Below are 17,494 nucleotides of genomic sequence, written 5' to 3'. Positions count from 1 at the left end.
GATCAGCGCCCTTCGAATTTCGCAGGGCGCTTTTCCAGAAAGGCTACGACGCCTTCGGCAAAGTCTCGGGTACGTCCGCATTCGCCCTGCAGGTGGGCTTCGGCTGCAAGTTGCTGAGGTAATGTTCTATCGTAAGTTCCCCGGATCGCTTGTTTGATCGCGCGAAACCCAGAGGTTGGGCCATTCGCCAAATACGCGGCTCTCTTGCGCCAATGAGCGTCGAACTCATCATCTGCAACCGCTTCCCAGATCAATCCCCATTCATCCGCCTGGCGCGCGCTGATCTTGTCTGCAAACAACGCTGCACCCATCGCTTTGGCAAACCCCATCTGACGCGGCATGAACCAGGTGCCGCCTGCATCGGGCAGCAGACCGATCCGAGCGAAAGCTTGCAGGAAATAGGCACTCTGGGTTGCTATCACTACATCGGCACAAAGTGCCAGGTTAGCCCCCGCCCCCGCTGCTGGCCCGTTAACTGCCGCTATAGTTGGCACGGGGCAATCATAGACAGCCTCAAGCATCGGTTCATATTCGTCCCGAAGCGCGCGTTCGAGGTCGATCTTTCCTGTGCTCGACGCGTCGCCAAGATCTTGCCCCGAACAAAAGGCAGGTCCAGCACCGGTCAGGACGATCGCGCGAGCGTGTTGCGCGGCATCTTTCATTGCGTAGGTGATCTCGGCCCGCATCTGCGTCGTCAACGCATTCATCTTATCCGGCCGGTTCAATGTCAAAACCGCCAAATTATCAGTAATGTCCAGAAGGACCGCTTCGTATTCCATGCAAAACCTCAGCTGCGCAGCGTTCTGCAAAACACTGACGCAAATGCGGAAAAAGGAAAAGAAGAACCGCGCGTCAGTCTTCCAGAATTCGGCGCAGACGCTCTTGTTCTTCCTCACTAAGGCCTTCTGAATGCGCTACTTCCTGATGCTGCGCACGCTTGCGCAAAAAGTTCCACCCCATGCCGGCCGCTATCAGCAGCATGACAGGAGCCGACAGCCATAACAACAGATTGGCGCCGGTCGCGGTGGGTTTCAGCAGCACATATTCGCCATAGCGATCAACGATGAAGTCCACAACCTCTTGATCAGTATCCCCCGCAACCAGACGTTCTCGCACCAAGATACGCAGATCACGCGCAAGTTCAGCATTGCTTTCGTCAATGCTTTCGTTCCGGCACACCAAGCAGCGCAGACCGGTACTAATATCCCGCGCTCGTGTCTCGAGCGCCGGGTCGTCAAGCACTTCATCCGGCTGAATAGCCATGATCGGGGATGCAATCAGCAGCAGGATAACAAGCAGGCGCTTCATTCGGCAGGAACCCCGCTTGCAGGCGTTTTCCGTGCACCGGCTGCAACACGGAAACGGCGATCCGACAGGCTGAGCACACCGCCCAGAGCCATGAGGATACATCCGCCCCAAATCCAGTTGGCCAGAGGTTTGATATAGGTACGCATCACCCAGCCGCCATCAGCTTGTTGATCCCCGATCACAACATATAGATCGCGCAGAAAGCGGTAGTCGATTGCAGCCTCAGTTGTCGGCATCCGTGCCACAGGGTAGTCGCGCTTTTCCGGGTTAAGAGTCGCGATATAGCGCCCGCCCTTTTCAGCGATTACATCCGCCATGGTCGAAAAATAGTTCGGCCCCTGTACCTGACGCACGTCTTGCAGTGTCAAAGTGAACTGCCCGACCTCAAATGGCTGACCCGGTTGCGCGATACGAATATCCTCAACCTCCCAAGCAGTCAGACCCGCGATGGCAAACATGGTGACGCCCAAACCCGTATGGGCCACCGCCTTGCCCCAATCCGCACCCGGCAGTCGGAACAGGCGTGCCAGATTGCCTTTGCGGCCCGTGCGGCTCCAAAGATCAACGATGGCACCGAAGGTGATCCACGCCCCCAAGAATAGACCCACAGGTCCCAAAGCGCTGCGTCCGGTTTGCATCACCCAGACCAGGATCGCGATCGCGACCGCCAGAACAAAGGCATAGCGCAAGGACCATGCGGCCCGGCCCAACTTGCCCCGTTTCCACGGCAGCATTGCGCCAACGGGAAGAACGATTCCGAGGGCGACCATGAAGGGGGTAAATGCCGCATTGAAGAACGGCGCGCCCACCGAGAGTTTTCTGTCAAACGCCATCTCGGCCACCATTGGCCACATCGTACCAAAGAACACGACGAAGCAGCTAACGGCCAGCAAGATGTTGTTCAAAACCAACGCGCTTTCGCGGCTGACCATTCCGAAGACACCCTTCGCCTCCATCGCCTGCGCGCGGGCGGCAAACAGGGTCAACGCGCCGCCGGTAAAGATGATCAGAATGAACAGGATGAACACGCCGCGCTCAGGATCATTGGCAAAGGCATGGACAGACGTCAGCAGCCCCGAGCGCACGATAAAGGTTCCGATCAGTGAAAACCCAAACGCGATGATCGCAAGCAAGATCGTCCAGCTTTTCAACGCCTCGCGTTTTTCCACCACGATGGAGGAATGCAATAGAGCGGCCGCCAGTAGCCAAGGCATAAAGCTGGCGTTCTCAACAGGATCCCAGAACCAGAACCCGCCCCAGCCCAATTCGTAGTAGGCCCACCATGATCCAAGTGCGATACCGATCGTCAGGAAGACCCAAGCCGCCAATGTCCAAGGCCGTACCCAACGCCCCCAAGCCGCGTCCACCCGGCCCTCGATCAATGCAGCAACGGCAAAACTGAACGCCATGCTGAGGCCGACATAGCCCAGATACAGGAATGGCGGATGGAAGGCCAAACCGGGGTCCTGCAGCAGCGGGTTCAGGTCTCGTCCATCGAACGGAGGAACAGGCAGTCGGTCAAACGGGTTCGATGTGAAGAGGATAAAGGCATAGAAAGCCACTCCGATCGCGGCCTGAACGGCCAGCACCCGCGCCTTTAAGGTCGGAGGCAAGCCAGCGCCGAATATGGCGGCCATCGCGCCGAATATCGCTACAATCAAGACCCATAACAGCATCGAACCTTCATGGTTTCCCCAGGTCCCGGTGATCTTGTAGAGCATCGGTTTTGCCGAATGGCTATTCTCGACCACGATCCGCAACGAGAAGTCAGACGTGGTAAACGCCCAGACCAGCGCACCAAAGGAAAAGGCGGCCAAAATGAACTGCGTGATGGCGGCCGGTTCAGCGAAAACCATCCACCCGTTCCAACGGTTGGCAGCCCCGATCAACGGCACCACAGTTTGGACGATGGCAACGAGGAAGGCTAAGATAAGTGCGAAATGGCCGAGTTCTGTAATCATGGCCTGCTTATACTGCGGCACCGGTGCAAGTGCCATTCACATTCGCCTCGGATCACCGCACATAATGTCGCGCCTCAGGTCTTTCGTAGTCGCTTCCAGTCCTCCAATGCAGGGTTCGAATCCGGCTGGTTGACTGCTTCGGCCAACGATGCGTCCGAGCCAGTATCGGCGACACCCGGACTGTCATCGCGCAGCCCGCGGATCGTTTCAAGATTGGCGATCACCTCAGGCGCCCTCAGCATTGTCGCGCTGATTTCTCTTTGAAAATCCTGCGCTTTGATCTGATGCCGCGCGCCAAAGTAAAACGACACGATCACCCCTAACAGCCACCACAGTGGCTCTGGCACCAGCGCAATTCCCTGCATACGTGCTGCGAACCACAGCGGATCGATCATGGCGGCCAGAAACAAACCCAATGTTCCCAAAGCCAGCGCCGGTCGCGGAAGGCGATTCAGCCCGTCCATGAACCGATCAAATCTGGTTTTGCTTGGGGCTTGGAATTCAGTGCCGAATTGCGCCATGGCCGCACTGCGCAGTTCGACAGAACGCTCGGCACCGCTTTCTACATTTTCGCGAAACATTTCCGCAGTTTCGCGAACCACATTGCGACCTCCGCCAAACAAGAGCGCCAACAAACCCGAGATCAAACCCATCCCGAAACCCTTTTCTGAAACGCGTCCTCGCTCAGATGATACTTGGGCGATAAAAACTCTTCGGCACGCTTGATCCATCCGCCTTTGCCGCCCGCGCGTGTTCTGGCATATTTACGAAGAGCCATCCGCCGGTCTGCCAAACGGAAATAATAGTTTCGTCTTGCGACCCCATAGGCATCGCGAAACACCAGAGGCTTTGGACTGGCCGCCTCGCGGCTTGCCTCTGCAGTCTGAGGGCCGATGACCCCGTCAACCGTAACGTCATACTCCATCTGCCGCAGCAGGTTCTGCAGGATTTTCACCGCTTGAGCTCCTGCATTGACGTACATGTCGAACACGGATGCCTGTACGGCTTCCGGCAGCACCTGAAGGCGTGGTTTCTCAAAATAGTGTTCCAGAAAAATATCGACGGCCTGCGCTTTGCTAAGCATGCGCACGTCTTGTTGCGTCACCGAACCATCTCGGTCCAGATCGAGACCCAATCGGCGCATGGTATGGATCGTCACCCCGTATTTCGTGGCACCGCCGGGATCATCGGGGTCATCCACAAAACCACCTTCCCGCGCCACGATCCCTTTTGCAATCTGTCGTACCGTCAACATCGTCAACCCTATGCCAAACTTTGGCAAACGGTCGGACAATTTCGTTAACACCACTGCAAAACAAAGGGCGCTGCCTACCTCTCGCACGCAACGCCCCGCTTCTTCTGTTTAGAAATTTGACGCCGATGGCATTCAGCGATGCTGCATTCAGCTATCGCCTGATTCCTGATAAACGCCTTGTTCTTTTAATGCGTCCACAACCTCTTTTGGCATGTAGGTTTCATCGTGTTTCGCAAGGATTTCAGTGGCTTCAAAAACTCCGTTCACATAACTTCCGGTGCCCACCATACCCTGATTTTCCGAGAACAGATCAGGCAGAACACCGGTAAAAGCGACCTTTACGCTTTCACCGCCGTCGGTCACGACGAAATGCACAGTCTCACCCTGCCCGCGAATGATCGAACCTTCTTCGACCAATCCACCTATACGGAACACCTCGGTCGGTTTCGGCGGTTCTGCAATCACCTGACTGGGTGAGCGGAAGAAGTTGATGCCATCACGCATCGCATATCCGATCAGACCCGTCGCCAGTATCAGGGCCGCAACAGCCACTAGAATGACTTGTACACGACGACGTTTCTTAAGCGTTTTCATACCGTCCTCACGGGAACAAGGGGGCCATCATCAGACCCAGGGTTTCATCCTCACCTAACATCAGGTTGGCGTTCTGCAAGGCTTGCCCACTGCTACCTTTTGTCAGGTTATCCAATGCTGCCACCACGATTGCACGGCGTTCGATCCGATCTCCAACGACACCGATATGGCAGAAGTTCGACCCCCGCACATGGTGGGTTGAGGGCGTCTCGCCAAATGGCAGCATCTCAATGAAGGGCTCGGCTTCATAGGCCGATTGAAGTGTCTCATACACGCTCTGCGGGTCACCCTTTACATAGGTTGTGGCCAGAATACCCCGGTTGGCTGGGATCAGGTGCGGTGTGAACTGCACATGCACCGTCCGTCCAGCCAGTTCCGTGAATTCCTGATCAAACTCGCCCAGATGCCGGTGCGTCCCGCCAACGGCATATGCGTTCGCCCCTTCACTGAGTTCTGCGTGCAATAGATTCTCTTTCAGCGCCCGACCTGCGCCCGAGACCGCGCATTTCAGGTCCAGAATGATGTCATCCAGATCAATCACACCCGCCGAAATCAGCGGACGCAGCACATACTGACCCGTCGCGGCATTGCATCCGGTCCCGGCAACCAGCCGAGCGCCGCGGATTTCGTCACGGTAGAACTCGGTCAGACCATAAACCGCCTCTTCCTGATGCCCAAGCGCGGCATGTGAATTCCCATACCACTTCTTGTATTCGTCGCCATCGCGAAGTCGAAAATCTGCTGACAGGTCAACAATTTTCAAGGTGTTGGGCAGTTCGCGAATGACTTCCTGACTAGTCTTGTGCGGCAGAGCGCAGAAACACAGGTCGATTTGGCTAAAGTCGATCTCGGAAATCTTGCAAAGCACCGGTAAATCCATATGGCGTAGATGCGGAAATACCTGCGCCATTGTCTGTCCAGCCTTCCGCTCGGCGGCCAGAGATTTGATTTCCATACTCGGATGCCCGGCGATCAGCCGCACGAGTTCCGCGCCGGTGTAGCCAGAAGCGCCAAGAATTGCGATTTTATGGGTCATGTCAGACCTCTTTCATTCATGTGTCACATGGGGTGACCGCCGCTGTGACGGTCAACGAATTACGGAATCGGAAAAGCGCCGTCCTTGACCTAGGTCAGGCGGCTTCAAAGGTGATTTGTCGTCGGAGGAACTGAGTCGCGCGATCCGTCACAACGCCCGGCTTACCCGTTGTCAGGAAGCCATCAGTGCCCTCACCCAGCATTTTCGGATGCCGTTGCAAGTAGTCTGCAAGGCTTTCCGCAACCAGATCACCCTGGCTATAGACTTTCACATCCGGTCCGAGCGCCTGCTGAAACGTCTCTGCCATCAGCGGGTAATGCGTACAGCCCAGAATGGCTGCTTGCGGTTCCGGCATCTTGCGCTTCAGAGCATCCACATGGCTGCGTACCAAGGCCTCGGCCAAGATCATGTCGCCCTCTTCGATGGCGTCCACCACCCCGCCGCAGGCTTGCGCCTCGACATCAACCCCGATCGCCCGAAACGCCAGCTCCCGCTGAAACGCACGGCTCGACACAGTCGCGGGCGTCGCAAACAGCGCAACATGCTGCACCTGAACCTCACGCGGCGGAGAGTTGTCGCCCCATTGCCGTTCAGTCAGCGCCTCAATCAAAGGCACAAATACGCCCAGTACACGCTTTCCTTCTGGCACGCCCGCTTCTTGCATCCGACGCAGGGCGGCGGCGCTTGCGGTATTGCAGGCCAGAATCACCAGATTGCAGCCGCGATCCCAAAGGTCCTGCACAGCGTTTCGTGTCAGGTTAAAGATATCCTCGGCATCGCGCACACCATAAGGCGCATGCGCACTGTCCGCGAAATAAAGGAAATCAACGTCGGGCAGACGTTTCTGCGCGGCGTTCAGGACGGTCAAACCACCCAATCCGGAATCAAAGATACCTACTGCCATTTGCCCCTTCAGGCGCGATGCCGTTCCTCGAATTCATAGCCATAGTCATAAGACTTCAATGGCTCTGGAGACAGCTCATACGTGGCTTTGCGCAGGAAATCCATCATCTTGCGCGTATCCTTGCCCAGCGGGTCCAGAATGTCTCGCCCAATGGGGTCTCCTACAACCACGCGGACAGGGGTATCGACACGTTTCTTGAACTCTTTGATCAGCAACCCCATCCGCAGAGTGTTGTGCAGATGGCTGGCAATCTGGAACAAACGCGAGGTGTGACCATCGAAGAAAACCGGCACAACGGTCGCATTGGATTTGGCAACCATCCGCGCTGTAAATCCGCGCCACCCCGGATCCATCGGATGAGAAAATGGCTTGGCCGCAGTGCTGACTGTGCCACCCGGGAAGATCCCGATTGCACCACCATCGCTTAGGTAGTTCAGAGCGGTTTTGCGGGTCGCAAGATTCAGCTTCATCGCATCTTTTGTGGCATCAAACGAAATTGGCAGCACAATGCTGTTCAGGTCTTCAGCTTTGCGAAAAACATGATTGGCGAGAATGCGAAAGTCTGTCCGAGTCTGAGACAGGATGTGTCCCATCATTAGCCCGTCTAGAATGCCATAAGGATGGTTCGCAATTAGGATCAATGGCCCATCTTTTGGGATGTTCGACAACGCACCGCCCACCACATCTAATGTCAGCCCATATCGATCCACCATTACGGACCAAAAATCACGCCCCTGTGCGACCTCCTGCTCATACCCGTCAGCGCGGCGGATAAGACGCAGACGACCGGTGGTGTTTTCCATCAACTTGATCACCATCCGCCCGCTCCGCGTTTCTGCGGAATGGGCGTAAGAGATGTCACGAGCGACGTGATGGCGCGAGGGCATTGGCTACTCCGGTTTGCTGCCGCTTAGATAAGGCCGGGTAGCCAGTTTGCATAGGTTTGATGACAAGCTTGTAAAGCCTCACTCTGCCGCAGCTTTCATCTGAGGCCCGCCATCGCGAATAACAGCCAACAATTCCTCGCGACGTTTCGCAGCCTTGGCTTCATTCGCGACCAAAACCGGACCGAAACCGCGAATGTCCAATGGCAGAGCCGCAAGGGCCGCGATCGCATCACTGGTTTCGGGTGTCAGGCTGGGCAAAACCTCTTTCATGTCCTTTTCATACTGGCGGATCAGAGCACGCTCCATTTTGCGCTCTGTCGTGTAGCCAAAGATATCCAGCGGAGTGCTGCGCAAACCTTTCAGCTTGGCTAGAACCTTCAACGGACCAAGAAACCACTCTCCGAACGCTTTCTTGGCCGGGCGTCCATTGTCGCCCTTCGTCCCCAGGGTTGGCGGCGCAAGATGGAAGGTCATCTTAAAGTCACCATCAAACTCGGCCTCCGCCTTCTGGCGACTGTCGAGCAGCAATCGGGCGACTTCATATTCATCCTTATATGACAAAAGCTTATGGTAGCCTTTGGCAATAGCCTCACGAACGTGTTGATCTTCGACGCTGTCGACCAGCTTGCGATAACGTTTCGCCAACCGCTTGTTCTGATAGTCGATCAGGTGCGCAGCGCGGAATTCGATCACTTGATCGAGGGTCTTTGGCAACTCTGCCACGTTGGGGCGCAAAATACTGGCCACGTCGTTGGGGTGGGTCACCGCCCAGCGACCAACTTCAAAGGCGCGTTTGTTGCGCTCGACCGCCGCGCCGTTCAACTCAATAGCACCCATTATCGCTTGGTGACTGATCGGTAGCAGACCACGCTGCCAGGCTGCGCCAAAGACCATCATATTGGAGTAGATTGAGTCGCCCATCACGGCTCGCGCCAGATCGGTGGCATCGAAAAGTGCCACCCCATCTTTCAACCGCGCCTGCAGCGCAAGCTGCAATTGATCGCTGGGGATTGTGAATTCTGTATCGCGCGTGAAGTCACCGGTGATAATTTCATGACTGTTCACAACAGCGCCGGTCTGGCCGGTTTGCGTGAGGCCAAGCGTCTTGGCTCCGGCCGATACCACCAGATCACCGCCGATCAGCGCATGCGCCTCGCCAGTGGCAACACGGATCGCGCTGATATCATCGGGCCGGTTGGCCAGACGGCAATGGATATGTACGGCGCCGCCCTTCTGTGCGAGGCCGGCCATTTCCATCATACCGGCACCCTTGCCGTCGATTTGTGCGGCTTGCGCCAGAACCGCCCCGATGGTGACAACGCCTGTGCCACCAACGCCGGTGATCACGACATTATGGGTGCCGTTGATCTGTGGCAAAACGGGGTCCGGTAGGTCGGGCAAGTCGAGGTCGGTCGTCGCCTCTTTGCGGATTTTCGCCCCTTCAACGGTTACAAAAGACGGGCAGAACCCGTTCAAGCAGGAAAAATCCTTGTTGCAGCTTGACTGATCAATTGCACGCTTGCGGCCAAGTTCGGTCTCTTTCGGTACGATGGAAACGCAGTTCGACTGAACGCCGCAATCTCCGCAACCCTCACAGATATCGGTATTTATGAACACTCGCTTATCTGGGTCGGGGAACGTGCCGCGCTTGCGTCTCCTGCGCTTTTCAGCTGCGCAGGTCTGAACATAGACAATGACCGATACACCCTCGATTTCGCGGAATTTTTCCTGAACCTGCATCAGTTTTGAACGCTCGAACGTCTCAACGCCCGAAGGCAACGCACCAAAATTCACATCTTCTTTTTCGTCGTAAACGACAGCGACGTTGCTGACTCCCATCGCGCGGACCTCGGCGACGATGCGTTCGGCACTTAGCCCACCTTCGTTCTCCTGACCTCCGGTCATCGCAACGGCGTCGTTATAGAGGATCTTAAAGGTGATATTTGTGCCCGCAGCCAGTGCCGCCCGGATCGCCTGCACGCCGGAATGGTTATAGGTGCCATCGCCGAGGTTTTGGAACACATGCTGTGTGGTTGAAAACGGAGCCTCGCCAATCCAGTTCGCCCCTTCGCCGCCCATCTGGGTGAAACCGGTGGTTTCGCGATCCATCCACTGCACCATGTAGTGACAGCCAATCCCGGCATAGGCTCGGCTGCCATCAGGCAGCTTGGTTGAACTGTTATGCGGACATCCTGAACAAAAGTATGGTAAACGCGCCGCGATTTCCTGCGCATTGTCAGCCCGGCGCGCTTCGGACAGCGCCTCCAGTCCGGCACGAACGCCATCTGTATCCCGCCCCTCTTCGATCAGGATCTCACCCAGCTTCTCGGCAATCATGATCGGGTCGAGCGCTCCTCGGGTCGGGAACAGTTCTTCGCGGTGCAGCGTCCCCGCGCCGCCTTTGTACCAGCCATAAACACGGCGCCCACGACGGTCGTCAAAGATCGCTTCTTTGACCTGAACTTCGATCAGCTTGCGCTTTTCCTCGACGATCACGATCAGGTCCAGTCCCTCAGCCCAATCGTGGAAGCCCTTCATATCCAAAGGGAAAGTCTGACCGACCTTATAGGTGGTAATGCCTAGCCGTTCGGCCTCATCCGCGTTGATGTTCAGCAGCGACATGGCATGAGTCAGATCAAGCCAGTTCTTACCCGCCGCCACAAACCCAATCTTGGCGCCCGGTTTTCCCCAGACCCTTTTGTCTAGCTTGTTGGCGTGCGAAAAGACCTCTGCCGCAAAGCGCTTGTGGTCGATTACGCGCGCTTCCTGCAGATGCGGCGTATCACCCAGCCGAATATTCAGCCCACCCTCTGGCATATCGAATTGAGGGGTGACCAGCTGCATTCGGTCAGGGCGGCCATCTACGACGGAAGTCACTTCGATCGTGTCTTTCATCGTTTTCAGCCCGACCCAGACCCCGGCGAACCGGCTGAGCGCAAATCCATAGATGCCATAGTCCAGAATTTCTTGCACACCTGCCGGGCTGACCACGGGCATATACATGTCCACCAGTGACCATTCCGACTGATGTAAAACGGTCGAGCTTTCACCAGTGTGATCATCGCCCATGGCCATCAATACACCGCCATGTTGCGCCGTGCCCGCCATATTGGCATGGCGCATCACATCACCGGATCGATCTACGCCCGGCCCCTTGCCATACCAGAGCCCAAAAACACCATCGAATTTTCCGTCGCCACGCAGCCCCGCCTGTTGGCTGCCCCACAATGCGGTTGCAGCCAGATCTTCGTTCAATCCGAATTGAAAGGTGACATCCCTTTCGGCAAGTTGCTTTTCGGCACGAGACATCTGAAGGTCTACAGCCCCAAGCGGAGACCCCCGATAGCCTGTGACCAGACCCGCTGTGTTCAATCCCGCCGCAGTGTCTCGTACTTTTTGCATCAGCATCAAACGCACGAGTGCCTGCGTGCCGTTCAAAAGAACCGGGCTTTTGGACAGGTCGAACCGGTCGTTGAGTGAAATTTTCGGCTGACTCATCTGACGTCTCCCCTCGTCGGATTAGTGTGCTTTATTCTCGTGCATATTAGGTCATAAATACTGACCTGTATAGTGATTTTACTCTATTCCGTAACGATTTCCGGGTTTCATTGTGGAATTTGTTACCTGTTTCATATAGGGCTGCGCGAGGATAACGAAAGTTGCGGCGATGGATTGGGACAAGCTCAGAATATTTCACGCGGTTGCAGACGCTGGCAGCCTCACACACGCGGGAGACAAGCTCAATTTATCTCAATCCGCGGTGAGCCGTCAGATCCGCGCGCTTGAAGAATCACTCGATGCAACCTTGTTCCACCGCCATGCACGCGGCCTGATTCTGACAGAACAAGGCGAATTGCTGTTCGATGCCACGACGGCCATGCTGAAACGTCTGGATGCCGCTGCAGCGCGTATCCGGGATAGTGAAGATGAGGTATTTGGCGTACTGAGGGTGACCACCACCTTCGGGTTCGGCACGCTGTGGCTCGCCCCGCGCCTACCGAAGCTCTATGAACAGTATCCCGACCTCAATATCGACCTCATGCTTGAAGAGCGGGTGTTGGATCTGCCAATGCGTGAAGCCGATGTGGCCATCCGCATGAAAGAGCCCAGCCAGGCCGATCTCGTGCGCAAACGGCTGATGACTGTGCAGATGCTGCTCTATGCAACGCGCAGCTATTTGGATGCTCATGGTGGGGCGCCTGAAACGCTGGAAGACATTTCCAAGCACCGATTGATCTGCCAAACGCCCGCAGCCCCTCAGGTTGGGGCAAGCGCGTCGATGGTTCGTCACCTTATGACATACAATCCCGGCTCGTTGCTGACCGTGAACAACTATTTCGGCGTTCTTCAGGGCGTGCTGCATGATCTGGGTATCGGAGTACTTCCTGATTATGTGACTGAGGACTTCCCGGATCTGGTCCCCGTCATGTCAGACATCGAAAGTGCTGATGTCCCGGTTTACCTCGCCTACCCCGAAGAATTGCGTCATTCCAAACGGATAGCGGCATTTCGGGACTTTGTGCAGGATGAGATAATCGCCCATCGCAAACAGCTAAGGCAATTGGGCAAGCTATAGCCATGCACTCAGAGCATAGCGGGCATGACGCCGGGGTCTGCTAATAGACCTTGATCGTTAATAAACTGATCCCTAAATGAGCACATGAAGGCGGTGATGCTGAAACGCTCATCATCTTCATACCTCCCTGTTGGACTACGGCCGAGCTCAGTGCTCGGCCTTTTTTTTTGCGCCAGGCTGATGCAATTCAGTGGAAAGCACTGGGAAAATCCAACGCGTAGGCCTATGATCCCGAAAAAACACCTAAATTTCGTGTTCGAGGGCTAATTCATGTACCACTCATTCCGCCTATTGTTGGCGATGATTTCAGTCTTGTTCCTGGCCGTGCCACTTCATGCACAAGACACAAGCACAACCGCTACAGTTGAAATTCCCGAAGATCTGACGCCAGAACAGGTTGATGATCTGGTTGCGCGCATGTCTGACGACCAGGTACGGGCAATCCTTCTGGAACGCCTTGACGCTGTTGCCGAAAAGCAAGCGGCGGAAAAGGAAGGTCAGGAAGACCCGCTGACCGAGCTCAATGAGATCTGGGCAGAAATGGTCGCATCCTGGACACATGTTCTGACCACAGTTCCCAATATCATCAGTGCGCAAATCACTGCATTTAGCAATTTCTCTGACAAATTGGGGGGCGCTGGTGTTCTGACGCTAATGGGGCTGGTGCTCTCGGTCCTGATAGTCGGCTTCATTGCTGAGAAGCTATTCATTTTCCTGACCCGCCGCTGGCATGAGGCAACCGAGCCCTCGGGTGACGCTGATCTCAGAGGCGCTGTGAACTACCTGTTCCGCCGATTTTGCCGCGAAATTGCAGGGCTTATCGTATTCTACGTCGTCATTCGGGCGATTGGCCGAGGTTTGCTGAGCCCCGAGCAGATCATCTATGCAGCCCCATTTGTATTCTACCTAATCTGGGTGCCGCGTCTGGGGGCAGCAGTCTCGCGCTTTGTTCTTGCGCCGCAAAAGCCACAATTCCGATTGGTAAACATTGACGACCACTGGGCAAAATACCTGCATCGCAACCTGATCGGTCTGCTGATCCTTATCGGCTTTACCTTGTTCGTACTAAGGTTCAACGCGCTCAACGGGGTAACCGGCGATCAGACGCGCATCGGTTTCTGGCTGAACGCTGCAATCCACGTCTATATTGGCGTAATCGCCTGGACTGCGCGCGAAGGTTTGTCACAGATGATGCTGGGTACCGACCCAGACCACACCAAGTTCGACGAAGAAGTCGCGCGGTATTACCCGTATTTTGCAATCGGCGTTTCGGTTGTGATTTGGCTGCTGGTCGAATTCCTGGTGGCACAACGCAACCCGGCGCTGATCCGCGTGCTGTCCGGTGGAGCGCATTTCACAACCATGTTCTGGCTGTTGATTGCACCTGCACTTGATACATTGATACGTGGTTTGGTGCGTCACCTGCAGCCGCCAATGTCGGGCGAAGGGCCATTAGCAGAACGCGCCTATCGATCGGCCAAGCGCAGTTATATTCGCATCGGTCGGGTGATTGCTGGCCTCTTCGTCGTCTTCATGATTTCCCGTGTTTGGCAGCTTGATCTGCGCCATGTTGCGTCCGCAGGTATCGGTGCCGAAGTTGGCGGCGCAATCATCGAGTTCCTGCTGATCATCGCTGTCGGCTACATCCTGAACGAGATCGTCTCGCTGTGGATTAACCGTCGTCTGGCCAAGGAACAGACAGCGGCCGAGGAGCTGGATGAAGAAGCCGGCGGAGAAGGTGGCGGCGCGGGTGGTTCGCGTCTGGCGACCGTCCTGCCCTTGTTGCGGATTACCGCACAAGTCACCATCTCGGTGATCTTCGGCCTACTGGCCCTGAGCGCTTTGGGAATCAACATCACGCCGCTGCTGGCTGGTGCTGGTGTTTTGGGTCTGGCCATCGGCTTTGGTGCGCAGAAACTGGTGGCCGATATCGTTGGCGGCATCTTCTTCCTGATCGATGACGCCTTCCGCGTCGGCGAATATGTCGATGTCGGCGGGACCATGGGAACGGTCGAGAAAATTTCGATCCGCTCAATGCAGCTTCGCCACCATCGTGGTCCGGTGCACACTATACCTTATGGCGAGATTCAAAAGCTCACCAACTTCAGCCGTGACTGGGTGATCATGAAGTTGAAATTTACTGTGCCGTTCGACACCGACCCCAACAAGGTCAAGAAGATCTTCAAGAAGATCGGTGCCGAGATGATGCAGGACGAGGTTCACAAAGATGGCTTCCTGCAGCCCTTCAAATCTCAGGGTGTGTTCGACTTCGACGATGTCGGTATGATCATCCGAGGCAAGTTCATGGCCAAGCCCGGCAAGCAATTCACACTGCGTAAGGAAATCTTTAACCGTGTGAAGGCCGAATTCAACGCAAATGGTATCGACTTCGCCCGCCGCGAGGTGCGCGTCGCCATCCCGGGGTTGGATGAGGCTGAGAACATAACTGAAGAACAAAAAGCTGCCGCCGGCGCAGCCGCCGCAGATGCGGTCAACAAAGGGCAAAACCCCGCCTGACACTTAGGCTTCGACACGTTTCAGCCGCTGGCTGAACCAAATCAGCACGCCTCTCAAATCGGAACCGGTCTTATGGCCGGTTTCGTTTTTTGTTGCCCGATGACCCCTGTGCGGGTTTGGCTCTTTCCTCAAGCGGCCCATTGCCCTAAAAGGCCCGCAATCTCGGCCCACTTGGACACAGGACAGAAGATGCAAGAGCCCGCCATCACACCCGATCTGATTGCCGCACATGGGCTCAAGCCCGAGGAATACGACATGATCCTTGAGATCATCGGGCGTGAGCCGACCTTTACCGAGCTTGGCATCTTTTCGGCGATGTGGAACGAGCATTGTTCTTATAAGTCATCCAAGAAATGGTTGCGCACCCTTCCAACCTCTGGCCCTCAGGTTATCTGCGGCCCAGGCGAGAATGCGGGTGTCGTCGATATCGGCGACGGTCAGGCCGTGGTGTTCAAGATGGAAAGCCACAACCACCCCTCGTATATCGAACCCTATCAGGGCGCAGCGACCGGCGTGGGCGGCATCCTGCGGGATGTTTTCACCATGGGCGCACGGCCCATCGCCTCGATGAACGCACTGTCCTTTGGCGAGCCAGGCCACCATAAGACGCGCCAATTGGTGAACGGAGTGGTCGAGGGTATTGGCGGCTACGGCAACTGCTTCGGTGTGCCTTGCGTGGGTGGCGAAGTTCGGTTCCACCCGGCCTATAACGGCAACTGCCTTGTGAACGCGTTTGCCGCTGGTCTGGCTGACAGTGACAAGATTTTCTACTCGGCCGCTTCGGGCGTTGGGATGCCCGTCGTCTATCTGGGCGCAAAAACCGGTCGTGACGGTGTGGGCGGAGCAACCATGGCATCGGCCGAATTCGATGACACCATCGAAGAAAAACGCCCCACCGTTCAGGTCGGCGACCCCTTCACCGAAAAGCGCCTGATGGAAGCAACGCTGGAACTGATGCAGACCGGTGCCGTGATCTCGATCCAGGACATGGGCGCAGCGGGCCTGACCTGTTCTGCCGTGGAAATGGGCGATAAGGGCGGCCTTGGCGTGCGCCTTGATCTGGAAAACGTACCTCAGCGCGAAGAGAACATGACAGCCTATGAAATGATGCTGTCGGAATCTCAGGAACGGATGCTGATGGTCCTCAAACCTGAGCTTGAGGCCGAGGCCCGCGCCGTGTTCGAAAAATGGGACCTCGATTTTGCCATCGTAGGCGAAACCATTGCCGAAGACCGTTTCCTGATCATGCACAATGGTGAGATCAAAGCCGATCTGGTCCTGTCTAAACTGTCCTCGACCGCGCCTGAATACGACCGCCCGTGGGAACCGACCCCTGAGTCCGCGCCACTGGAAGACGTACCACAGATCGATCCGATCGACGGTCTGCGCGCCCTGCTCTCTTCACCCAATTACGCAGGCAAACAATGGGTCTATGAGCAATACGACACCATGGTCATGGCGGATTCAACTCGCACGCCGGGTCTGGGCGCTGGCATGGTCCGCGTACATGGCACTGACAAGGTGCTGGCCTTCACCAGCGACGTAACCCCGCGCTATGTCCGTGCAAACCCGGTGGAAGGCGGCAAACAAGCGGTGGCCGAGGCCTATCGCAACCTGACCGCCGTGGGGGCCAAACCACTTGCCACCACAGACAACCTGAACTTCGGGAACCCCGAAAAGCCCGAGATCATGGGTCAGTTCGTCGGCGCGATCCAAGGTATCGGTGCCGCCGTTGGTGCGCTGGATATGCCCATCGTGTCGGGCAACGTCTCGCTTTATAACGAGACTGACGGCCAGGCGATCCTGCCAACCCCCACCATCGGCGCGGTTGGTCTTCTTGCTCATAGCGACGAGATAATCGGAAACGAAGTTCGGGATGGCCATGTTGCACTGGTCATCGGCGAAACCAACGGCCATATGGGTCAGTCCGCCCTGCTGGCCGAGGTATTCAACCGCGAGGACGGAGACGCGCCGCATGTTAATCTGGCTGCAGAGGCGCGCAACGGGGAATTCATCCGTGCCAATCGCGAGATGATCAAAGCATGTACTGATCTTAGCGATGGCGGCCTTGCACTGGCTGCGTTTGAACTTGCTGAAGCTGCAGGCGTCGGCGTTTGCCTGGATGATGCATCATCCGAGTTCCTATTCGGCGAAGACCAGGCCCGTTATCTTGTGGCGTGCAACTTCGATCAAGCCGAGGCGCTGATGATCGCTGCCGGTCAGGCCGGTGTCCCGCTGGTCTCGGTTGGTCGATTTACCGGTGACAGCGTGAAGATCGGCAATTCCGAAGCTCCTTTGGCAGAACTGACCGAGACCTTCCGTCAGAGCTTTGCCGCCGCGGTCGCCTGATAAATCGTCTCTTCCGAATTCCAGAATTCCCGCGTCTTCCATAGGCGCGGGATTCGCGTATCTGAAAGATGCTCGACATCTTGCACGCCCGCTCTCATCACTCTACA

At 56.2% G+C, this 17,494-nt stretch carries 13 protein-coding genes; 3 read left to right on the top strand and 10 right to left on the bottom strand.

What is annotated here, in order from left to right:
• Positions 1-2: 2 nt before the first annotated feature.
• From ACR0BT_RS01980 to ACR0BT_RS01935, 10 genes are all read right to left on the bottom strand, one after another.
• On the bottom strand, positions 3-779 hold the full coding sequence (locus ACR0BT_RS01980; RefSeq protein ID WP_223118089.1) for an enoyl-CoA hydratase-related protein: 777 nt from the start codon (positions 777-779) through the stop codon (positions 3-5).
• A gap of 73 nt (positions 780-852) precedes the next feature.
• A complete protein-coding gene (locus ACR0BT_RS01975) occupies positions 853-1,308 on the bottom strand; it encodes a cytochrome c-type biogenesis protein (protein WP_170405571.1) in 456 nt (151 codons plus the stop codon).
• On the bottom strand, positions 1,305-3,269 hold the full coding sequence (locus ACR0BT_RS01970; protein ID WP_223118277.1) for a heme lyase CcmF/NrfE family subunit: 1,965 nt from the start codon (positions 3,267-3,269) through the stop codon (positions 1,305-1,307). The genes ACR0BT_RS01975 and ACR0BT_RS01970 overlap by 4 nt, the downstream gene beginning before the upstream one ends.
• A 74-nt stretch (positions 3,270-3,343) precedes the next feature.
• On the bottom strand, positions 3,344-3,922 hold the full coding sequence (locus tag ACR0BT_RS01965) for a holin family protein (protein ID WP_170465392.1): 579 nt from the start codon (positions 3,920-3,922) through the stop codon (positions 3,344-3,346).
• Positions 3,913-4,524, bottom strand: a complete 612-nt coding sequence (locus tag ACR0BT_RS01960; RefSeq protein WP_480762426.1) for a holin-associated N-acetylmuramidase — start codon at positions 4,522-4,524, stop codon at positions 3,913-3,915. Before ACR0BT_RS01960 ends, ACR0BT_RS01965 begins: the two co-directional genes overlap by 10 nt.
• Before the next feature lie 147 nt (positions 4,525-4,671).
• Positions 4,672-5,118 carry a cytochrome c maturation protein CcmE gene (gene ccmE, locus ACR0BT_RS01955; protein WP_170405562.1) on the bottom strand — a complete coding sequence of 149 codons (447 nt, stop codon included), beginning with the start codon at positions 5,116-5,118 and terminating at the stop codon, positions 4,672-4,674.
• Between the two features lie 7 nt (positions 5,119-5,125).
• Positions 5,126-6,154 (bottom strand): N-acetyl-gamma-glutamyl-phosphate reductase, encoded by a 1,029-nt coding sequence (gene argC, locus ACR0BT_RS01950; RefSeq protein ID WP_170817735.1) that lies wholly within the window; start codon positions 6,152-6,154, stop codon positions 5,126-5,128.
• 94 nt (positions 6,155-6,248) lie between these two features.
• Positions 6,249-7,058 carry a glutamate racemase gene (murI, locus tag ACR0BT_RS01945; protein WP_480753321.1) on the bottom strand — a complete coding sequence of 270 codons (810 nt, stop codon included), beginning with the start codon at positions 7,056-7,058 and terminating at the stop codon, positions 6,249-6,251.
• Positions 7,059-7,066: 8 nt separating this feature from the next.
• Positions 7,067-7,945, bottom strand: a complete 879-nt coding sequence (locus ACR0BT_RS01940) for a lysophospholipid acyltransferase family protein (RefSeq protein WP_170421435.1) — start codon at positions 7,943-7,945, stop codon at positions 7,067-7,069.
• A 78-nt stretch (positions 7,946-8,023) separates the two neighbouring features.
• Positions 8,024-11,443, bottom strand: coding sequence for an indolepyruvate ferredoxin oxidoreductase family protein (locus ACR0BT_RS01935; RefSeq protein ID WP_480762423.1), 3,420 nt, complete (start codon positions 11,441-11,443; stop codon positions 8,024-8,026).
• A 169-nt stretch (positions 11,444-11,612) separates the two neighbouring features.
• On the opposite strand from ACR0BT_RS01935, the gene ACR0BT_RS01930 reads away from it, so the two are divergent.
• From ACR0BT_RS01930 to purL, 3 genes are all read left to right on the top strand, one after another.
• Entirely contained in the window at positions 11,613-12,521 is a 909-nt protein-coding gene (locus tag ACR0BT_RS01930; RefSeq protein WP_170393176.1) for a LysR family transcriptional regulator, read from the top strand.
• Between the two features lie 270 nt (positions 12,522-12,791).
• Positions 12,792-15,038 carry a mechanosensitive ion channel family protein gene (locus tag ACR0BT_RS01925; RefSeq protein WP_480762421.1) on the top strand — a complete coding sequence of 749 codons (2,247 nt, stop codon included), beginning with the start codon at positions 12,792-12,794 and terminating at the stop codon, positions 15,036-15,038.
• 189 nt (positions 15,039-15,227) lie between these two features.
• Positions 15,228-17,387 carry a phosphoribosylformylglycinamidine synthase subunit PurL gene (gene purL / locus ACR0BT_RS01920; protein ID WP_170610483.1) on the top strand — a complete coding sequence of 720 codons (2,160 nt, stop codon included), beginning with the start codon at positions 15,228-15,230 and terminating at the stop codon, positions 17,385-17,387.
• The last annotated feature ends 107 nt before the right edge of the window (positions 17,388-17,494 follow it).

This window comes from Ruegeria sp. CJ6 (genome assembly GCF_056536665.1).
Note: the sequence above shows the minus strand (reverse complement) of the source record. Positions and strands in the feature narration are given on the sequence as shown.

What these genes read in the sequence shown, in the direction of transcription:
- ACR0BT_RS01930 (WP_170393176.1), top strand. Translation starts at nt 11,613, where the DNA reads ATGGATTGGGACAAGCTCAGAATATTTCACGCGGTTGCAGACGCTGGC.
- argC (WP_170817735.1), bottom strand. Translation starts at nt 6,154, where the DNA reads ATGACCCATAAAATCGCAATTCTTGGCGCTTCTGGCTACACCGGCGCG.
- ACR0BT_RS01980 (WP_223118089.1), bottom strand. Translation starts at nt 779, where the DNA reads ATGGAATACGAAGCGGTCCTTCTGGACATTACTGATAATTTGGCGGTT.
- ACR0BT_RS01935 (WP_480762423.1), bottom strand. Translation starts at nt 11,443, where the DNA reads ATGAGTCAGCCGAAAATTTCACTCAACGACCGGTTCGACCTGTCCAAA.
- ACR0BT_RS01960 (WP_480762426.1), bottom strand. Translation starts at nt 4,524, where the DNA reads ATGTTGACGGTACGACAGATTGCAAAAGGGATCGTGGCGCGGGAAGGT.
- murI (WP_480753321.1), bottom strand. Translation starts at nt 7,058, where the DNA reads ATGGCAGTAGGTATCTTTGATTCCGGATTGGGTGGTTTGACCGTCCTG.
- ccmE (WP_170405562.1), bottom strand. Translation starts at nt 5,118, where the DNA reads ATGAAAACGCTTAAGAAACGTCGTCGTGTACAAGTCATTCTAGTGGCT.
- ACR0BT_RS01925 (WP_480762421.1), top strand. Translation starts at nt 12,792, where the DNA reads ATGTACCACTCATTCCGCCTATTGTTGGCGATGATTTCAGTCTTGTTC.
- ACR0BT_RS01975 (WP_170405571.1), bottom strand. Translation starts at nt 1,308, where the DNA reads ATGAAGCGCCTGCTTGTTATCCTGCTGCTGATTGCATCCCCGATCATG.
- purL (WP_170610483.1), top strand. Translation starts at nt 15,228, where the DNA reads ATGCAAGAGCCCGCCATCACACCCGATCTGATTGCCGCACATGGGCTC.
- ACR0BT_RS01965 (WP_170465392.1), bottom strand. Translation starts at nt 3,922, where the DNA reads ATGGGTTTGATCTCGGGTTTGTTGGCGCTCTTGTTTGGCGGAGGTCGC.
- ACR0BT_RS01940 (WP_170421435.1), bottom strand. Translation starts at nt 7,945, where the DNA reads ATGCCCTCGCGCCATCACGTCGCTCGTGACATCTCTTACGCCCATTCC.
- ACR0BT_RS01970 (WP_223118277.1), bottom strand. Translation starts at nt 3,269, where the DNA reads ATGATTACAGAACTCGGCCATTTCGCACTTATCTTAGCCTTCCTCGTT.